The sequence below is a fragment of the Luteimicrobium subarcticum genome (assembly GCF_002798015.1).
GTDB lineage: Bacteria > Actinomycetota > Actinomycetes > Actinomycetales > Cellulomonadaceae > Luteimicrobium > Luteimicrobium subarcticum.
This window is the reverse complement of sequence record NZ_PGTZ01000007.1, coordinates 26,210-43,117: the sequence shown is the minus strand read 5'-3', so window position 1 is coordinate 43,117 and position 16,908 is coordinate 26,210. Positions and strand designations below refer to the sequence as shown.

General features: G+C 74.3%; 18 protein-coding genes. 8 read left to right on the top strand and 10 right to left on the bottom strand.

The annotated features are described in order from the left end of the window. Positions 1-19: 19 nt before the first annotated feature. A complete protein-coding gene (locus tag CLV34_RS05355; RefSeq protein ID WP_100349271.1) occupies positions 20-1,000 on the bottom strand; it encodes an NADP-dependent oxidoreductase in 981 nt (326 codons plus the stop codon). Positions 1,001-1,156: 156 nt separating this feature from the next. Between CLV34_RS05355 and CLV34_RS05350 the strand changes: the two genes are divergently transcribed. Further along, positions 1,157-1,564 carry a winged helix-turn-helix transcriptional regulator gene (locus CLV34_RS05350; RefSeq protein WP_100349270.1) on the top strand — a complete coding sequence of 136 codons (408 nt, stop codon included), beginning with the start codon at positions 1,157-1,159 and terminating at the stop codon, positions 1,562-1,564. Between the two features lie 19 nt (positions 1,565-1,583). Here CLV34_RS05350 and CLV34_RS05345 read toward each other — a convergent pair whose 3' ends face one another. Then, a complete protein-coding gene (locus CLV34_RS05345; protein ID WP_100349269.1) occupies positions 1,584-3,296 on the bottom strand; it encodes an ABC-F family ATP-binding cassette domain-containing protein in 1,713 nt (570 codons plus the stop codon). 206 nt (positions 3,297-3,502) lie between these two features. After that, a complete protein-coding gene (locus tag CLV34_RS16685) occupies positions 3,503-5,503 on the bottom strand; it encodes a cation:proton antiporter (RefSeq protein WP_211289360.1) in 2,001 nt (666 codons plus the stop codon). 159 nt (positions 5,504-5,662) lie between these two features. Between CLV34_RS16685 and CLV34_RS05335 the strand changes: the two genes are divergently transcribed. The 3 genes from CLV34_RS05335 to CLV34_RS05325 are packed head-to-tail and all read left to right on the top strand — an operon-like array spanning position 5,663 to position 6,977. Next, the gene (locus CLV34_RS05335; protein ID WP_100349268.1) at positions 5,663-6,055 is read left to right on the top strand and encodes a phage holin family protein; all 393 of its coding nucleotides are present in this window, start codon (positions 5,663-5,665) and stop codon (positions 6,053-6,055) included. Between the two features lie 8 nt (positions 6,056-6,063). Beyond that, positions 6,064-6,444 (top strand): SHOCT domain-containing protein, encoded by a 381-nt coding sequence (locus tag CLV34_RS05330; protein ID WP_100349267.1) that lies wholly within the window; start codon positions 6,064-6,066, stop codon positions 6,442-6,444. Next, positions 6,441-6,977, top strand: coding sequence for a GNAT family N-acetyltransferase (locus CLV34_RS05325; RefSeq protein WP_245859020.1), 537 nt, complete (start codon positions 6,441-6,443; stop codon positions 6,975-6,977). Before CLV34_RS05330 ends, CLV34_RS05325 begins: the two co-directional genes overlap by 4 nt. Positions 6,978-7,004: 27 nt before the next feature. Here CLV34_RS05325 and CLV34_RS05320 read toward each other — a convergent pair whose 3' ends face one another. Genes CLV34_RS05320 through CLV34_RS05310 form a run of 3 tightly spaced genes read right to left on the bottom strand, consistent with a single transcriptional unit; the run spans position 7,005 to position 9,224 of the window. After that, positions 7,005-7,670 (bottom strand): copper resistance CopC family protein, encoded by a 666-nt coding sequence (locus CLV34_RS05320; RefSeq protein WP_245859019.1) that lies wholly within the window; start codon positions 7,668-7,670, stop codon positions 7,005-7,007. Beyond that, positions 7,667-8,476 (bottom strand): YcnI family copper-binding membrane protein, encoded by an 810-nt coding sequence (locus CLV34_RS05315; RefSeq protein WP_100349841.1) that lies wholly within the window; start codon positions 8,474-8,476, stop codon positions 7,667-7,669. Before CLV34_RS05315 ends, CLV34_RS05320 begins: the two co-directional genes overlap by 4 nt. A gap of 49 nt (positions 8,477-8,525) precedes the next feature. Next, the gene (locus CLV34_RS05310) at positions 8,526-9,224 is read right to left on the bottom strand and encodes a hypothetical protein (RefSeq protein WP_100349266.1); all 699 of its coding nucleotides are present in this window, start codon (positions 9,222-9,224) and stop codon (positions 8,526-8,528) included. A gap of 89 nt (positions 9,225-9,313) precedes the next feature. Between CLV34_RS05310 and CLV34_RS05305 the strand changes: the two genes are divergently transcribed. From CLV34_RS05305 to CLV34_RS05290, 4 genes are all read left to right on the top strand, one after another. Beyond that, positions 9,314-10,114, top strand: a complete 801-nt coding sequence (locus tag CLV34_RS05305) for a dienelactone hydrolase family protein (protein ID WP_100349265.1) — start codon at positions 9,314-9,316, stop codon at positions 10,112-10,114. Between the two features lie 55 nt (positions 10,115-10,169). Next, entirely contained in the window at positions 10,170-11,357 is a 1,188-nt protein-coding gene (locus CLV34_RS05300) for an ATP-dependent DNA ligase (protein WP_100349264.1), read from the top strand. Positions 11,358-11,424: 67 nt separating this feature from the next. Next, positions 11,425-11,889 carry a nitroreductase/quinone reductase family protein gene (locus CLV34_RS05295; RefSeq protein ID WP_100349263.1) on the top strand — a complete coding sequence of 155 codons (465 nt, stop codon included), beginning with the start codon at positions 11,425-11,427 and terminating at the stop codon, positions 11,887-11,889. Continuing rightward, positions 11,886-12,896, top strand: coding sequence for a CHAD domain-containing protein (locus CLV34_RS05290; protein WP_157803712.1), 1,011 nt, complete (start codon positions 11,886-11,888; stop codon positions 12,894-12,896). The genes CLV34_RS05295 and CLV34_RS05290 overlap by 4 nt, the downstream gene beginning before the upstream one ends. Positions 12,897-12,935: 39 nt before the next feature. On the opposite strand, the gene CLV34_RS05285 is transcribed toward CLV34_RS05290, so the two are convergent. From CLV34_RS05285 to CLV34_RS05270, 4 genes are read right to left on the bottom strand one after another with little or no spacing between them, the layout of a single operon-like run. Further along, on the bottom strand, positions 12,936-15,338 hold the full coding sequence (locus CLV34_RS05285; protein WP_100349261.1) for a S9 family peptidase: 2,403 nt from the start codon (positions 15,336-15,338) through the stop codon (positions 12,936-12,938). A gap of 38 nt (positions 15,339-15,376) precedes the next feature. Further along, on the bottom strand, positions 15,377-15,919 hold the full coding sequence (locus CLV34_RS05280) for a DapH/DapD/GlmU-related protein (protein ID WP_100349260.1): 543 nt from the start codon (positions 15,917-15,919) through the stop codon (positions 15,377-15,379). 12 nt (positions 15,920-15,931) lie between these two features. After that, entirely contained in the window at positions 15,932-16,189 is a 258-nt protein-coding gene (locus tag CLV34_RS05275; protein WP_100349259.1) for a helix-turn-helix domain-containing protein, read from the bottom strand. Beyond that, positions 16,186-16,884 (bottom strand): hypothetical protein, encoded by a 699-nt coding sequence (locus tag CLV34_RS05270; RefSeq protein ID WP_157803711.1) that lies wholly within the window; start codon positions 16,882-16,884, stop codon positions 16,186-16,188. The genes CLV34_RS05275 and CLV34_RS05270 overlap by 4 nt, the downstream gene beginning before the upstream one ends. Positions 16,885-16,908 lie beyond the last annotated feature (24 nt).

Sequence of the window (16,908 nt, the reverse complement as noted above, 5' to 3'; positions counted from 1 at the left end):
GGCGCCCGCCGGGCCGGGATCAGCTCACGAGGACGACCTTGCCGCGCACGCCGCCCGCCTCGACGAGCGCGTGGGCCGCGGCGGCGTCCTCGAGCGGGACCTCCTTCGCGACGCGGACGGGCAGGCGTCCGGCGACGGCCTCGTCGAGCAGCGCGACGAGGCGCTCCGGGTCGGGCTCGACGTGCACGCCGTCGACGGTGACGCCGCGCTCGGCCGTCGGCATGTAGCCGCGGGTCGCGCTGACGAACACCCCGCCGTCCCGGACGGCGGCGAGCAGCTCGTGCGACGCGAGGCCGGCGTTGAACACCGCGTCGACGCCGCCGTCCGCTGCCTCGCGTGCGGCCGCGGCGATGCCGGCCGCGTCGGTGCGCGGGAGCACCTCGGCACCGAGCGCGGCGACGCTCTCGTCGTCCCCGCGCGACCCGGTCGCGAGGACGCGGGCGCCGCGGCCGACGAGGGTCAGGACGGCAGCGGCGCCGACCGGTCCGCTCGCTCCGGTGACGAGGACCGTGCGTCCCGCGAGGGCGTCGGAACCGCCGGCGACGCCGAGCAGGTCGGCCACCATGTCGGCGGCGTGCGCGCCGGTGACCGCGTTCATGCCCAGGACGGCGGCCTCGGCAGTCGACAGCGCGTCGGGGACCGGCGCGACCCACGTCGGGTCGACGACCAGCACCTCGGTGTACGACCCGGCTCCGAGCGCCTCGCCGAACCACGGGACGAAGCCCGCGACGCGGGTGCCGGCGGCCAGCGTGCCGACGCTCCCGCCGACCGTCGCGTCGTCCAGGAGGACGCCCGCGAAGTCCCAGCCCAGGACGGCCGGGAAGGTGAGGCCGGGGGTCATCGCGGCGAACGCGCCGGCGCGGGTGCCGATGTCGGCGGGGTTGAGGGCGCGGGCCTGGACCTGGACGCGGACGCGCCCGTCGACGGCCGCAGGGGTGTCGTGCTCGACGACCTCGAGGACGTCGGCGGGACCGTACTGGGACTGCTGCACGACCTTCATGGTGGTTCTCCTGACCTTGCGCTCTCGGCGGTCCCGGGTGCCCGTGGGGGTTCCCGTCACGCCCTGATGCGTCTACCGTAGGAAACCTAGGTACTGAAGGAAAGTAGGTACCTCTGAGTGCCTAACTGACCTGTTCGAACCTTCCAGGAGCCCGCCGTGCCCACCCTCACCGCCGCCCAGCAGCGCGACGCCGCCAAGGACGAGTACAACGCGTTCTTCGCCGCCTGCCCCAGCCGACGCGTCCTCGAGACCATCGGCAACAAGTGGGCCAGCCTCATCGTCAACGCCCTGGAGGACGGGTCGCTCCGGCACGCGGAGATCGCCCGCACCGTCGCCGGCGCGAGCCAGAAGATGCTCACGCAGACCCTGCGGACCCTCGAGCGCGACGGCATCGTGTCCCGCACGGTCACCGCGTCCGTCCCCGTGCGCGTCGACTACGAGCTCACCGACCTCGGGCGCTCGCTCACCCCCGTCCTGCACGCGCTCAAGGCGTGGTCCGAGGCGCACATCGCCGAGATCACCCTCGCGCAGGACGCCTACGACGTCCGCACGGAGACCGCCTGACGCGCGCAGCGACCCGCGCTCAGGCGAGCGTCAGCGTCGGCCAGTCCCCCAGGTCGTCGCGCAGGCGCCGGTCGTGCGTCGCGACGACGACGGCCGCGGACGTCCGCTGCAGCGCGCGGGTCAGCTCGTCGACGAGGTCGATCGACAGGTGGTTCGTGGGCTCGTCCAGGATCAGCACGTGCGGCACGGCGAGCAGGGCCCGCGCGATCTCGAACCGGCGCCGCTGACCGACCGACAGCTCGGCGAGCGGGCGGTCGAGGTCGTCCTCGGTGAGCAGGCCGAGCGCCGCGACCGGGACCAGGAGCTCCGGGTCGAGCGCGCCCGCCGCGAGCAGGTCGAGCGCCTCGCGCGCGTACGCGTCGAAGCCCGTCGCGAGCCGCCCGTCGCCCATGCGCAGCCCGACCGGGACGGACTCCTCCTGGCCCACGGTGCCGACACGCGCTCCGTCGACGACCGTCCGGGTGCCGCGCGCCAGCGGGACCGTGCCCGCGAGCGCCCCGAGCAGCGTCGACTTGCCGGAGCCGTTCGGGCCGACGACGAGGAGCCGTCCGGACGGCGGGACGGCGATGCGTGTACCGGCGAGGTCGAGGCGGGGCCGCGCGTCCGCCGGCGCGGAAGCACCAGCAGAGACGCGGGGGTTGCGGAGCTCGACGACCGACGCGGACGGGTCCCACCCGGGCGACATCGCCACGAGGTCGGGGAACACGAGCTCGAGCGGCGGGGTCGGCACCTCGACGGCCTCCGCCTCGAGCTTCTGGACGAGCCGGTCCGCGGCCTTCACGTGGATGCGCGCGCGGGTGGCGCGACGGTTCTTCTGCGAGCCCTTCTCGGGGCGCCACTCGTCGGACAGGCCCTCGTACGACGCGTCGAGCCGCGCGGCGAGCCGCTCCGCCCGCTTCTGCTCCTCGCGCCACCGCTGCCGCCACCGGTGCAGGGCCTGCGTCTTCGCGAACCGGTACGACAGGTACCCCGGCTGCCCGTAGAGCACCGGGTGACCGTCCATGCCGGGGTCGAGGTCCAGGATCGCGGTCGCGACGTCGTCGAGGAGCTGCCGGTCGTGCGTGACCACGACGACGATCCCGCGCCACGCCTGCAGCTCCGCGGTGAGGAACGCGACCGCGGCGTCGTCGAGGTGGTTCGTGGGCTCGTCGAGCAGCAGGACGTCGGAGCGTTCCGCGAGCCGGCACGCGAGCCGCACCCGGTACCGCTCGCCCACGCTCATCTCGTCGAGGCGACGGTCCGGGTCGCGCGACGCGCCGAGCCGGGTCAGCGCGACGTCGACGCGCCGGTCGGCGTCCCACACCTCGAGGTGCTCGGCGCGGGCCAGCAGGTCGGTGAGCTCGGCGAGTCCGGCCGCGGACGCCGCCGCGTCCGTCCCGTCGTCACCGCCGTCACCGTCGCCGTGGTCGAACGCCCGCGCGGCGGCGTCGAGCGCTGCCGCCGTCTCGCGGACCTCCCGCAGGGTCCCCTGCACGAGGTCGCCCACCGTCAGACCCTCGGCGGGGTCCAGCTCCTGCTCGACGACGGCGAGCCGCCCGGCCGTCCGGACCTCGCCCACCGTGGGGGCCAGACGCCCGGCGAGCACACCGAGGAGGGTCGACTTGCCGGACGCGTTCTCCCCGACGACGCCGAGCCGCCCGCCCGGCGGCACACGGAACGTGACGCCCTCGAAGACCGGCCGCCCCGGGTACGCGAAGGCGAGGTCGCGCACGACGAGGTGGACCTGGGGCATGCGACCAGCCTAGGGGCTTCGGCTGATGACCCCGGAGCGCGCTGGCTCAGGGGGAACGTCGCCGGTCAGCGACAGCGTCTCATCCGCCGACGATCTCGAGGATCTCGGCCAGCTCGTCCTCGCTGGGGGAAGCCGCCAGGATCTCCCGGACGTCGATGGGGAGCACTCCCCGTCGGTGCTGCGGCCTAGGAGGGCGCGGCCCGCATCTACTCCTCAGCGCTCGGCGCGCGCAGCTCGACGCTGATCTCGTCGGCGTCGAGGATCGCGAGCATCTCCCGCAGCGACTCGGACGAGTACGCCCCGACGTCACGGATGCGCAACAGCTCGTCGCGCTGCGCTCGCAGCACCTCGATGCGCAGCTCGCGGTACTGCTCGCGGACGTCCTCGGCGGCCTCGTCCTGCTCGGTCGAGACCCTGTCGGCGGTCGCGCCCGCCCGCTGCCGGACGGCGTCGACGACGTCCGGGTCGTACGGCGAGCCGTCCGGCCGCACGAGGTCGTCCCGCCCGAGGTCCTCGAACGCGGCGCGCGCGAGCTCGGCGTGGATCTGGCTGCGCTCCGCGTACGTGCTGCCGTCGTCGCGCCCGGCGAGACCCAGCCGCCGGACCAGCGGGCCGAGCGTCCCGCCCTGCAGCATGAGGCTGCCGGCAGCGACGCCGAACGCGATGAGGACGAGCAGCGGCCGGTCGTAGCCGGGCTGCCCCGGCGCGTGGATCGGGAGCGTCTGGGCGGCGGCGACCGTGACGACGCCACGCATCCCCGCCCAGGCGAGCACGGTGCCCTGGCGCCACCCCATGGGCTCGGCGCTCAGGTAGTCGATGTCGGCGAGGCGACGGTCCACGAACCGTTGGACTCGGGTGGTGTGCGCGGCCTTCGCCTGCGGGTCGAGCGCGTCGTACTGCTCGACCCGGCGCTTCTTGCGCTCGACCTGACGCGCGGTGCGACGCCCCACCTTCTTCTTCGACCAGCGGGGGCGGAGCGTCTCCATGTCGTGAGCGGCCCCGTCGCCGAAGGTCGGCGCGTCGGACGGGTCGGCGCCCTCGACCGCTTGCGTCGTCCCGTCCACCTCCTCGGCGGCGCGCCGGACGTCGCGCCGGCGGGGATCGGACGGCGGCTCCCGCCCGTCACGCCGAACGGTCATCATGTCCTCGGGCGTCGTCGTCCCGCTCCCGAGGTGCTCCTGCACCCGGGCGAGCCGCTCGCGCTGCCCAGACATCTCCTCACGGTCGCGTCGCAGCCCGACGACCATCGGCCACAGGTACAGGGCACGCACGAGCACGACGGCGACGAGCGCGAGCAGCGCGACCCATGTCGCGGTCACGAGGCTGCCGTGCTCGTCGCGCACCTCCTGGACCAGCCCGTACAGCTCGAGCCCCATGACCAGGAAGACGCCGCCCTCGAGCAGCGCCTCGACGGTCCTCCAGTTGGCCTCCTCGGAACGGCGCGCGGCGGGCGGCAGGTACTTCGCGGCGCCCTGCCCCGCGATGATCCCTGCGACGACGACGGCGACGAGCCCGGACGCGTCGAGCTTCTCGGTCGGGAGGTAGGCGACGAACGGCACGACGAACGACGACGCCGTCATGAGGACGGGGTCGCGCAGGCGGGCGCGCAGCATGAGGCTGAGCCGCCCCACGATCGCGCCGATCACGACGGCGATGACGACGGCCCGGCCGAAGTCCCAGGCGACGTGCGCGAACGACACCGACGCCGCCATCGCCGCGACCGCGGACCGCAGCACCACCAGGGACGACGCGTCGTTGAGCAGGCTCTCGCCCTCGAGGATCGTCACGATGCGGGGCGAGACCCCGAGCTTCTTGACGATGCTCGTCGCGACCGCGTCGGTCGGGCTGACCACGGCCGCCAGCGCGATGCCCGTCGCCAGGCCCACGTCCAGCACCCACGACAGCAGGAACCCGACGACCACGGCGGTCACGACGACGAGGATCACGGACAGCGCGCCGATGAGCTTGAAGTCCCGCCGGAAGTCCATCACCGGCATGCTCACGGACGCCGAGTAGAGCAGCGGCGGCAGCACTCCCCCGAGGATCAGCTCCGGCTCGATCTCGACGGCGTCCACGAACGGCAGGAAGCTCACCCCGACGCCCAGGAGCACCAGGACGAGCGGGGCCGCCACGCCCAGCCGTCGTGACGACGCGGTCACGCCGATCACGGCGAGCGCTCCGAGCACGATCGCGAGAGCCAGGTTCACCGGGGCACCTCCGGGGGCCGTCGTGGGAGCGGGCTGGGGCGGCACGGCGCGGCCGCGTGGTGCCAGTGTCGTCCTCCGGACGGGAGGCCGCAGATCCGTGCCGTGCTCGCCGCGGCGCTCGACGCGCCCGAACCGTCCGACAGGTCTACCTTGAGCGCCATGGTGGTCTTCCTCATCCGCACGGGCATCTACCTGGCGTCGGCGGCGCTGGGCATCTGGGTGGCGTCGCTGCTCCTCGACGACATGCACCTCAAAGCGGCCGGGTTCATCATCGCGGTCGTCGTCTACGCGCTGGCGCAGTGGATCCTCACGCCGTTCATCATGAAGATGACGCGCCGGTACGCGAACGCGTTCATCGGCGGGGTGGGCCTGGTCTCCGCGTTCGTCGGCCTGCTGCTCGCGAGCCTGATCGGGGACGGCCTCACGATCGACGGGGTGAGCACCTGGATCCTCGCCACGCTCATCGTGTGGCTCGTGACCGCCCTGGCTACCCTGGTCCTGCCCCTGATCTTCCTGCGCAACCGCGTGGAGGACGAACCCCGTAGAAAGTGAGTCCTCGCATGGACTTCTGGCAGTTCTTCTGGCTCGTCGTCTGGTCCTTCCTGTTCATCGCCTACCTCATGGTGCTGTTCAACATCCTCGCGGACATCTTCCGCGACCACGGGATGAGCGGATGGGTCAAGGCGGTCTGGATCATCTTCCTGATCCTGATCCCGGTCCTGACGGCGCTCGTGTACCTCATCGCACGGGGCAACAGCATGGCCGAGCGGCAGTACGCGCAGGTCAAGCAGGCACAGGCCGACGCCGACTCCTACATCCGTCAGGTGTCGTCGTCGAAGTCGCCCGCCGAGGAGATCGCGTCCGCGAAGTCGCTCCTCGACTCCGGCACCATCACGCAGGCCGAGTTCGACAGCATCAAGGCCAAGGCACTGTCCGCGTGACACCCCCCGAGCGCGGCCCGCGCATCCGCCGGGCCGCGCTCGCGGACTGGGAGCTGCTGCGCGACGTGCGGCTCGAGATGCTCGCGGACACCCCGCTCGCCTACCTCGAGACGTACGGCGACGCGGCGCGACGGTCCGACCGCGAGTGGTACACCAGAGCCCGGCGCCACACGGCGCCGGGCTCTGTCGTGCTCGTCGCCGTGGTCGGGCCGAGCACCACCGACGGCCGGGAGCGCACCGTCGGGACGATGAGCGTGTTCGTCCCGGCCGGGAGCGCCCCCACGGTCGCGTCCGTGTACGTCAGCCCCGCGCACCGGGGCACCGGGGTCGCGGACGAGCTGCTCGCGGCGTGCGAGGACTGGTCCCGCGACCGCGGCCACGGGTCCGTCCGGCTGGAGGTGCACGAGGACAACGCTCGCGCCCAGGCGTTCTACCTGCGGCACGGGTACCGGTTCACCGGGGACTGGACGCCTTACGCGCTCGACCGGTCGCAGCGCGACCTCGAGATGGTGAAGACGCTGGACCCACGGTAGCCCGCGCACCGGACGCGCTGCGTCCGGTCAGGTCGCGTCGGCGCCCGCGTCCACGTCCTCCTCCTGGCTGCGTCGCCGGACCACGGCGAGCACGACGACCGCCGCGCCCGCGAGCACCACGACCCCGACGAGCGCCGCCACCACGCCCAGCCCGACCCCGGAGCTGCCCGAGACGGACGCCGCCGCGCCCGTGGCGCTCCCCGTCTCGCCGGAGCCCGAACCCTTCCCGCACGCCGGAGTGTCCGCGCCCGGCGCCGCGACCGCGTCCGCGGGCGGCTGGTAGCGGAACGAGAACGTGCCCGACACCGGGTGCCCGTCCGCGGACACGGCCCGCCACGTCACGAGGTAGCTGCCCGCCGCCCCGAGCGCGGTGTCGGCCGAGATGGTCCGGTCGAGGATCGCCGGGCAGCCGGTCTCGTAGTGCTTGCCCGCGCCGTCCGTGACCTGCACGACCGTCGTGGAGCCGTCGCCCTGCGGGTCGAGGACCACGTCGTCGAACGTCACCGACACCTTCGGGACGGCCTTCGTGACCGTGGAGCCCGTGGTCGGCGACGTGCTCACGACGTAGTCGTGCGCCATCGCGGGCAGCGCCGCCGCGGGGACCGCGAGCGCCGCCGCCGCCAGCGCGACGACCCCCGCCGCCGCCGCCCGCAGCCCGCGGCGACGGATGGTCGGCCAGACGCGCGACGTCACGCCCGGCTCCGGCGCAGCGCGACGAGACCGGCGACCAGGCCGGCCGCGCCGAGCACCAGGCCCGCGACGCCGAGGCCGATCGCGACGCCGTTGCCGGAGTCGTCGTCGGAGGTCGTGGAGCCTGCAGCGACCGTCCCCTGTGCCGGAACCGCCCCGGTAGCGGTCTGCGCGTCGTCGGGGACGGTCGTGGGCGTCACGGACGGCGCGGCCGTCCCGCCGTCGTCCTCCGCGGGAGGCGTCGCCGTGATGTAGAGCGTCGGGGCCGGGTTCTCCGGCTCCTCGCCGGACGCCGGGGTCGGGTCGTCCCACGTCACGACCGAGCCGTCGGAGTACGTCTGGATCGCGGGCAGCAGGATGCTCGGGGCGTCGGGGACGGCACCGGCGCTGATCTCGAACTCCTGGAACTGGCCCGGCGCGACGCCCTGGCCCTTGTCGGCCGTCCACACGATCTTCGTGGGGGCCTCGGTGATCGTCGCGCCCGCGTCGGTCTTCACCGGCTTGTCGAGCTTCGACGTGGTGATCTTCGCCGTCCAGCCCGGCAGGGGCTTGTAGGCCACATAGCTGAACGGGGTGTCGGTCGGCAGGTCGACCTCGACCTTGACCGTCGACGCCGTGTCGGACTCCGTCGGGACGCGGAAGGTCAGCGCCGCGTAGTCGCCGGGTGTCGCCTGGTCGGGCGTGACGTGGACGTGCGCCTGGGCCGCGAGCGGCAGCGCCGCCACGAGGACGACGGCCGTGCCGCCGGCGAGGAGGGACGCGCCGATCGTGCGGGCAGGGCGGCGCGGGAGAAGGGTCGTGCGAGACATGGTGTGCTCCGAGGTCGTCGGACGGACCCGCCGTCGGACGACGGCGGGCTCAGGCGAGCGCGGGCGCGAGCACGGACGTGCGTGCGCCACGGAGCACGGGCGGGCCACGCCGTCCCGGGCCTCCCCCGAGCACGAGGGCGAGTCGGACCGGCACCACCGCGACCGCCGCGAGCGGCACGCGGACCCGGTCACGGAACCGTCCGGCGACGACCGCGAGGACCACCGGAAGCACGGCCGTCCACCACAGGACGGTGCGGCGCGCGGCACGGTCGCCGACCACGAGCAGGACCGTCGTCGCGAGCGTCGCGACGACGTGCACCGCAAGCATCGACGACGAGTGCATCGACGCCATCGTGGGCGTCGCCGCTGCGAGCGCCGCATGGGTTGCGCCGTCGGCGCCGGCGACGCCACCGAACGGGTGCCCGGTCGCAGAGGGCGCCCCCGACATCCCGGTCGCCATGCCGCTCGAGACCGAAGCACCCGCTGGGACGGCCGTGAACCACTCGAACCCGTGGTGGAGCGCGACCTGCAGCCCGCCGACGACGGGGACCACGACCGCGGCCCGCAACGGTCCGCGGGCGAGCCCGACCGCGACCACGAGGGTCAAGGTGAGCAGGGCCCCCAGGCCCAGGCCCGACGGGACCCGGCCGCCCGCACCCAGGTGGGCGCCGGCCGCGAGCGCGAAGGACGTGGACGCGACGAGGCCCGTGCGCGTGCCGCGCAGCAGCCGGAGGGTCGCGTCGTCCACGCAGGCCAGCGTAACGGCGCGCGCGCCGGCACGGCATACGGCAGCGCACCTACCCGTGTCTTCGGCGAACCCGTGCCTACGGTGGGCCCATGACCTCCGACGTGCCGACCCTCGTGCCCTACGACCCCGCGACGCTCACCGCGGCGTGGCGCGACGTCGTCGCGACCGTCCCCGCGCCGCCCGGGGCGCACGTCGTCGGCGGCCCCGTCGCCTACGAGCACGACGGGCAGACGTTCGAGGGGTACGTCGCACGCGACCTCGCGGCGACCGGGCTGCAGCCCGTCGTCCTCGTCGTGCACGACTGGACGGGTGTCGGGCCGGCCGTCGTCGCCCGCGCCCACATGCTCGCGCGCCTCGGCTACGTCGCGTTCTGCGTCGACGTGTACGGCGCGGGCGTCCGGCCCACCGGCGACGCCGCCGCCGTCGAGGCGGGCCGCTACTACGGCGACCTGACGCTCCTTCGCGACCGGGTCGCCGCCGGCATGACCCGCGCCCTCTCCGAGCCCGACGTCGACCCCGCGCGCGTCGCCGTCGTCGGGTACTGCTTCGGTGGGAGCGCAGCGCTCGAGCTCGCCAGGACCGGCGCCGACCTGCGCGGCGCGGTGTGCGTGCACGGGCGGCTCGTGCCGCACGAGCCGTCGGACGCGGGCACGATCCGCGGGTCCGTGCTCGTGCTGACCGGCGGCGCCGACCCCGTCGTCCCCGACGCGGACGTGCAGGCGTTCGCGGACGAGCTGCGCGCCGCCGACGTGACCTGGGAGATCGCGGCGTACAGCGGCGCGCCGCACGCGTTCACGATCGCCGGCTCCCCGTCGTACCGGGCGCGGGCCGACCGCCGGTCGTGGGCGGCGATGACGTCGTTCCTCGCGGACGTCCTCGGCCGCGGCTGACACCGCGCGACCGGCTGCCGCTGCGGCGCGGCGCACGCGCTCCTACGCTGGCCGGATGGACCTGCCGGTGCTGCCACCCGTCCTGCCGATGCTCGCGAAGGCGGCACCGCGCATCCCGCGCTCGTCCGGTGGCTCGCCGGGTTCCGGCGACCGCGGCGACAGCGGACGTGAGGGCTGGTCGTACGAGCCCAAGTGGGACGGGTTCCGGTGCGTGGTGTTCCGCGACGGTGACGACGTCGAGCTCGGCAGCCGCAACACCAAACCCCTGACGCGGTACTTCCCCGAGGTGGTGGAGGCAGTGCGGGCGGCCTTGCCCGAGCGGTGCGTCGTCGACGGGGAGCTCGTGATCCCCCGGTCGCCGGGGCCGGACGAGTCCGGCGCGGGGGCGCGCCTCGACTTCGACCTGCTGCAGAACCGCATCCACCCGGCCGCGTCGCGCGTCGAGCTCCTGTCGCGCGAGACGCCCGCGTCGCTCGTCGTGTTCGACCTGCTCGCGCTCGACGACGACGACCTCACCGGCCTGCCGCTCGCCGAGCGTCGGGTGCGGCTCGAGGCGGCGCTCGGGTCGGCGGGCACCGTCGCGTCGGACGCGGACCTGCCACTCGGCGCGGTCGCGCGCGTCCACCTGTCGCAGGTGACGCACGACCCGGACGAGGCGCAGCGCTGGTTCGAGCAGTTCGAGGGTGCCGGGCTCGACGGGGTGGTCGCGAAGCCGCTCGCGTCCACGTACCAGCCCGACAAGCGCGGCTGGACGAAGGTCAAGCACGAGCGCACCGCCGACGTCGTCGTCGCGGGCTACCGGCTGCACAAGGCGTCCACGGACGCCGAGCCCCTGCTCGGCTCCCTGCTCCTCGCCCTGTTCGACGACGACGGGGTCCTCCACCACGTGGGGGTCGCGGCGTCGTTCCCGATGGCCCGGCGCGCCGAGCTCGTCGCCGAGCTCGACCGGCTGCGCGTCCCGCTCGACGAGCATCCGTGGGCGCGCTGGCAGACCGACGCGACGTCGGGCGACTCGCGGCTGCCCGGCGGCGTCTCCCGCTGGAACGCGAAGAAGGACCTGTCGTTCGTGCCGCTCGACCCCGTGCTCGTCGCCGAGGTCCGCTACGAGCACATGGAGGGCGACCGGTTCCGCCACACGGCACAGCTCGTCCGGTGGCGCGACGACCGCGACGCCGACTCCTGCACCTACACCCAGCTGGAAGAGGTCCCGGGATTCGACCTCGCGGAGGTCCTGTCCCGCTGACCTGTCCCGCCCCCGGCGCCCGCAACACCGACTCGCGCCGACCAGGAAGGGGGCGCACGGTGGACGCATGGGACCCGACGACGACCCGCTCGAGATCAACCGCCACGTCATCGAGGCGTTCCGCTACGGCGGCGAGATCCCCGGGATGCACCGCGACCGGCTGCTCCTGCTCACGACCCGCGGACGGCGCACCGGGCAGGAACGCACCGCTCCGATGATGTTCGTCCCACCTGGACCGGACCTGGAGGGCGGTGCCGGCGACGGCCGGCGTCTCGTCGTCGCGTCCGGGAACGGGTCGCCCCACGACCCCGCCTGGTTCAGGAACCTCGTCGCCGACCCGTCCGTCCACGTCGAGGTCGATGGCGGCGACGGCACCGAGGCGTACGACGCGACCGCCCGCGTCCTCGCCGGCGACGAACGCGACCGCGAGTGGGAACGCCTCGTCGCGTCCTACCCGTTCTTCGCCGAGCACGCGGAGCGTGCGGGCCGCGAGATCCCGCTCGTCGTGCTCGAACCCGCCCCGGCCCGGTGAGCCGACCCGCGAACGGACCCGCGGACGACAGCGCCGCGGCGCCCCCGACCACGGGCGGCGACCTCGTCGCCCGCTACCTGCGCGAACACGTCGACGCCCTCACCGACGCCGGCCCGCGCGTCCGGGACGACGAGCCCGACGCGGTGCACGCGGCCCGCGTCGCGTCACGGCGCCTGCGCAGCACCCTGCGGACGTTCCGGCCCGTCCTCGACCGCGCCGCCGTCGAGCCGCTGCGCGCCGAGCTGCGCTGGTGGGGCGGCGTCCTCGGCACCGCCCGCGACCTCGAGGTCCAGCGCGACCGCGCCCGTGCGCTGCTCGACGACCTGCCTGCCGAGCTCGTCGTCGGCCCGGTGCGCGCCCGCCTCGACGACCGGCTCGACCGCGGGTACCGGGCCGCGCAGCGCGAGGCTGCGGCGCAGCTGGGGACCGAGCGGTACCGGCGGCTGCTCGCCGACCTCGACGCCCTCGCCACGCTCGCCGCCCGCGCCGCGCGTCCACCGCTTCGCCGCCGTGCGGACGACCCCGCCGACGACGTCGCCGCCCGGGTCGTCCGGCACGCGTTCCGTCGCGCCCGGCGCCGCGTCGACCGTGCCGCGGGTGTGCTGGACGTCCTCGCCGTGCTGGACCCGGCCGACGGGCACGCCATCCACTCCTCCTCGGCCACCGCGCCGCGCCTCGCCGCCGCGCTCCACGAGGCGCGCAAGAAGGTCAAGGCCGTGCGCTACGCCGCCGAGGCGTCCGTCCCCACGGTCGGCGACCACGCGGCGACGCTGGCTGCGGCGCTCGCGGACGTGCAGGACGTCCTCGGCGCGCACCACGACGCGTGCGAGCTCGCCGCGCTGTTCCGTACGACGGGGATGCAGGCGCACCTGTCCGGCGAGAACGGCTTCACGTACGGGCTGCTGGTCGAGCGCGAGCGGGAGCGCGCCCGGGCCGCGGTCGCCGCCGCGCAGGACGTCTGGGCGACGGCGTCCCGGCCGCGGCTGTGGCGCTGGGCGCGCCGGTGACCGCCGCCCCGGCCCTCTGACCAGGGGCGGCCGGCACCGTCAGGCGTCGTCGGAGGCATCCCCCGCGAGCCCGAGCACGTCGAGGAGCCACGCGTCCTCGAACGCGATCTCCTGCCAGCGCGCGTACCGGCCCGAGACGCCGCCGTGGCCCGCGCTCATCTCCGTCTTGAGCAGGACGTCGGCGCCGACCTCGCGCAGGCGCGCCGTCCACTTCGCCGGCTCGACGTACAGGACGCGCGTGTCGTTGATGCTGGTCGTCGCGAGGATCCGCGGGTAGCGGACGCCCTCGCGCACGTTCTCGTACGGGCTGTACGACTTCATGTAGGCGTACACGTCGGCGTCGTGCAACGGGTCGCCCCACTCGTCCCACTCGACGACCGTGAGGGGCAGCGACGGGTCGAGGATCGACGTCAGCGCGTCGACGAACGGGACGCCCGCGTGGATGCCCGCGAACAGCTCGGGCGCGAGGTTCGCCACCGCGCCCATGAGCAGCCCGCCCGCGGACCGGCCGTCCGCGACCAGACGGGCGGGGCTCGTCCAGCCCGCGCCCACGAGGTGCCGTGCGACTGCGACGAAGTCGGTGAACGTGTTCTTCTTCGTGAGCTCCTTGCCGTCCTCGTACCAGGAGCGGCCCAGCTCGCCGCCGCCGCGCACGTGCGCGACGGCGAACACGACGCCCCGGTCCAGCAGCGACAGGCGCGGGATCGAGAACGACGGGTCGATGCTCGTCTCGTACGAGCCGTAGCCGTACAGCAGCAGGGGCGCCGCGTCGGCGCGCGTGCCCGCCTGGTCGAGACCCAGGGCGTCCTTGCGCCAGACGAGCGACACCGGCACCTGCGTGCCGTCGTCCGCGGTCGCCCACTCGCGGCGCTGCACGTACTCGCCCGGGTCGAACGCCCGCCCGTCCGGGCCCGGCAGGACGGGCTGGCGGCGCAGCTCGCGCAGCTCCCCCGTCGCGACGACGTAGTCGTACACCGTCGCCGGCTCCACGAAGCTCGCGTACCCGATCCGCACCGCGGGCTGGTGGTGCTCCGGGTTCGAGCCCACCTGGGCGGTGAAGAGCGGCTGGTCGAAGGGGATCTCGGCGAGGTCCCACGGGGCGGTGCCGCCCGCAAACGGACCGGTCAGGTGCGAGATCCGCGCCACGCCGATCCGGGCGAGCCCGTCGCGCCGGTACGACACGACGACGTGGCCCGCGAACGCGTCGACGTCCTCGAGGCGGGTGTGCGCCGAGGAGGGGACCACCGTGATCGCGTGCTCGGGGTCGCGCGGACCGGACTCCGGCACCAGGGCCAGCTCGAAGTTCTCCGGCGCCTCGCCCGTGCCGCCGTTGTGCAGGACGAGCAGGGCACCGTGGCTCGACCCGCCGACGTGCCACGTCCCGTCCGGCCCGGCGCCCGCGCGGGCGGCGTCACGCTCCGCCTGCTGCTCCGGCGTCGGCTCCACCGGAAGGATCACGTGCTCGACCGAGTACTCGACGCCGTCGCGCCGCGGCCACACGACGCGGGGCTCGTCGAACGTGCCCTCGCCGTCGGGGGACACCTCCAGCAGCCAGACCTCGGACGTGATCTTCGAGCCCATCTCGACGACCACGTACTGCTTCGACCGCGTCAGCCCGGCACCGAGCCAGAACCGCTCGTCCGGCTCGTGGAAGACCTTCGCGTCGTCCGCCGCGGGCGTGCCGAGACGGTGGCGCCACAGGGTGTCCGGACGCCACGCGTCGTCCACGGTCGTGTAGTAGAGGTGGCCGCCGTCGGGCGTGAAGAACGCACCGGGGAAGGTCTCGGGGATCTCGTCGGTGGTCTCGCCCGACGCCAGGTCGCGCACCCGCAGGACGAACCGCTCGTCACCCTCGGTGTCGACCGCGTACAGCAGCCGGCCGCCGTCCGCCGAGACGTCGAACGAGCCGAGCGAGAAGAAGTCGTGGCCCTCCGCCTCGACGTTCTGGTCGAGCAGCACCTGCTCACCCGGCGCGGAGCCCGGCGCTGACGCCGGGTCGACCACCGGCGGCGTCCAGTCCTTCGGGTCGTCGACCGGGATCCGCACGTGCACGGGGTACTGCGCGCCCTCGACCGTCCGCGTCACGTACCACCAGTCGCCCTGGCGCACCGGGACGGACAGGTCGGACTCCTGGGTGCGCGTCCGGATCTCGTCGACGAGCGTCCCGCGCAGCGCGGCGAGGTGGTCCGTCCGTGCGGACGTCCACGCGTTCTCCGCCTCGAGGTAAGCCCGGACGTCCGGGGCGTCCTTCTCGCGCAGCCACTCGTACGGGTCCTCGAACGTGTCGCCGTGGTGCGTGCGCGCAACGGGACGGCGGTCGGCCGTCGGCGGTGCGGCGGGGGCCGCCTGGGCGTTCGGGCGCGTCGGCTCCGCAGGCTCGGCCGGCCCGGTCTGCTCGGCGGGGTGCTGGCGGTCGGCGTCCTGCGGTGTGGTGTCGGGCACGCGCCCACCCTATGCGTCGCCCCTGCCGGACGGGCGGCTCACCACCGTCGCCGGACCGCCGCCTTCTGCCCCGTCACCAGGCTGGCCGGCGGCACGTCGTCCGCCACGACCGCCCCGGCCGCCACCACCGAGTCCCGGCCGATGCTGACGCCCGGCAGGATCGTCGCACCCGCGCCGATCCAGACGTTCTCCGCGACATCGATCGGGCCGCCCGTCAGCCACACCCGCCGGTCGTCCGTGTCGACGGGGTGCCCGACGGTGATGAACGTGACCTTCGGTGCGACCATGACCCGCTCGCCCAGCCGGATCCCCGCGTAGTCCAGGAAGGTGCACCCCTGGTTGACGAAGACCCGCTCGCCGAGGTCGAGGTTCAGACCGTGGTCCGTGTAGAAGGGCGGGTAGATCGTGACGTGGGCGGGCAGCGGCCGCCCGAGGATCTGCTCGAACAGCTCGGCCTTCCCGGACTCGTCCTCGAACGGGAGGACGTTGAGCCGTGACGTCAGCTCGGTGGCGCGCAGGACGCGCTCGGACATGGCCCGGAACTCCGGGCTGTGGATGCGCATCAGGAGGTCGCCGGGCATCTCGCGATCCTCTCAGGGCTCGTAGTCGAGGACGTCGCCGGGCCGGCAGCCGAGCTCGCGGCAGATCGCGGCGAGCGTGCTGAACCGCACGGCTCGTGCCCGGCCGTTCTTCAGGACCGACAGGTTCACGACGGTGATGCCGACGCGGTCGGCGAGCTCGGTGAGCGTCATGCCGCGGTCGGAGAGCAGGGCGTCGAGACGGACGACGATCCCGGTGGGCTCGTCGTCGAGAGGGGCGTGGTCGGGTCGGGCGTCGTCCCGTCGGCTCATACGAGCCCCTCGACGTCGCGGCGGAGCTGCACGCCCTGACGGACCGCCTCGACGGCGACGAACACCGCGAGCCCGGCGACGAGCGGTCCCCAGCTCACCGTCCACTCGAGCCGCGCGTACGGCGCGACCTGCGGGCTCTCGAGGACGCCGATCCGTCCCCAGGTGCCGACGGCCTGCGCGAGCATGCCGCCGCCGGCGACGGTCGCGGCGACGGCGTACCCGCGGCGCAGGTTGCGGGACGTGAAGAGCTCCCCGTGCCGCAGGTCCCGCACGACGAGGATCACGAGCGCCAGGACGGCCGCGGCGACCAGGCCGTCGACGAGCTCTTGCCCGTCCGCCGCTGCCAGCTGGCGGAACGTCGGCGACCAGAAGGTCACGGTGGCGTCGCGCGACGGGACGATCTCGACCTGCCCAGGGCTGACCGCACCGGCGGTGTCGTCGAGCGTCGGCAGGGTCGGCGGGACCGTCATCGTGTCGACGACGGCCGGGTCGAGGGTCACGGTGATCGACGGGGGACCTTCGACGGATGCGCCGTCGTACCAGCCCAGCCCGTCGGGTCCGACCACCGGCCGGATCACCTGGGTGACCAGGACGACGAGGAGGATCCCCCACAGCAGCACCTCGAGGGCGACGCTCTCGCCGCGCGCCCGCACGCGGTCGTCACCGGTGGGCCGTCGTCTTGCCGGCGCACTCATGGCATCCCCATATCGTTTTTCGAT

Bases quoted from the DNA above. Each gene is read 5' to 3' on its own strand.
- CLV34_RS05355 (WP_100349271.1), bottom strand. From the start codon at position 1,000: ATGAAGGTCGTGCAGCAGTCCCAGTACGGTCCCGCCGACGTCCTCGAG.
- CLV34_RS05345 (WP_100349269.1), bottom strand. From the start codon at position 3,296: ATGCCCCAGGTCCACCTCGTCGTGCGCGACCTCGCCTTCGCGTACCCG.
- CLV34_RS05335 (WP_100349268.1), top strand. From the start codon at position 5,663: ATGGTGGTCTTCCTCATCCGCACGGGCATCTACCTGGCGTCGGCGGCG.
- CLV34_RS05330 (WP_100349267.1), top strand. From the start codon at position 6,064: ATGGACTTCTGGCAGTTCTTCTGGCTCGTCGTCTGGTCCTTCCTGTTC.
- CLV34_RS05315 (WP_100349841.1), bottom strand. From the start codon at position 8,476: ATGTCTCGCACGACCCTTCTCCCGCGCCGCCCTGCCCGCACGATCGGC.
- CLV34_RS05305 (WP_100349265.1), top strand. From the start codon at position 9,314: ATGACCTCCGACGTGCCGACCCTCGTGCCCTACGACCCCGCGACGCTC.
- CLV34_RS05300 (WP_100349264.1), top strand. From the start codon at position 10,170: ATGGACCTGCCGGTGCTGCCACCCGTCCTGCCGATGCTCGCGAAGGCG.
- CLV34_RS05295 (WP_100349263.1), top strand. From the start codon at position 11,425: ATGGGACCCGACGACGACCCGCTCGAGATCAACCGCCACGTCATCGAG.
- CLV34_RS05280 (WP_100349260.1), bottom strand. From the start codon at position 15,919: ATGCCCGGCGACCTCCTGATGCGCATCCACAGCCCGGAGTTCCGGGCC.
- CLV34_RS05275 (WP_100349259.1), bottom strand. From the start codon at position 16,189: ATGAGCCGACGGGACGACGCCCGACCCGACCACGCCCCTCTCGACGAC.
- CLV34_RS05270 (WP_157803711.1), bottom strand. From the start codon at position 16,884: ATGAGTGCGCCGGCAAGACGACGGCCCACCGGTGACGACCGCGTGCGG.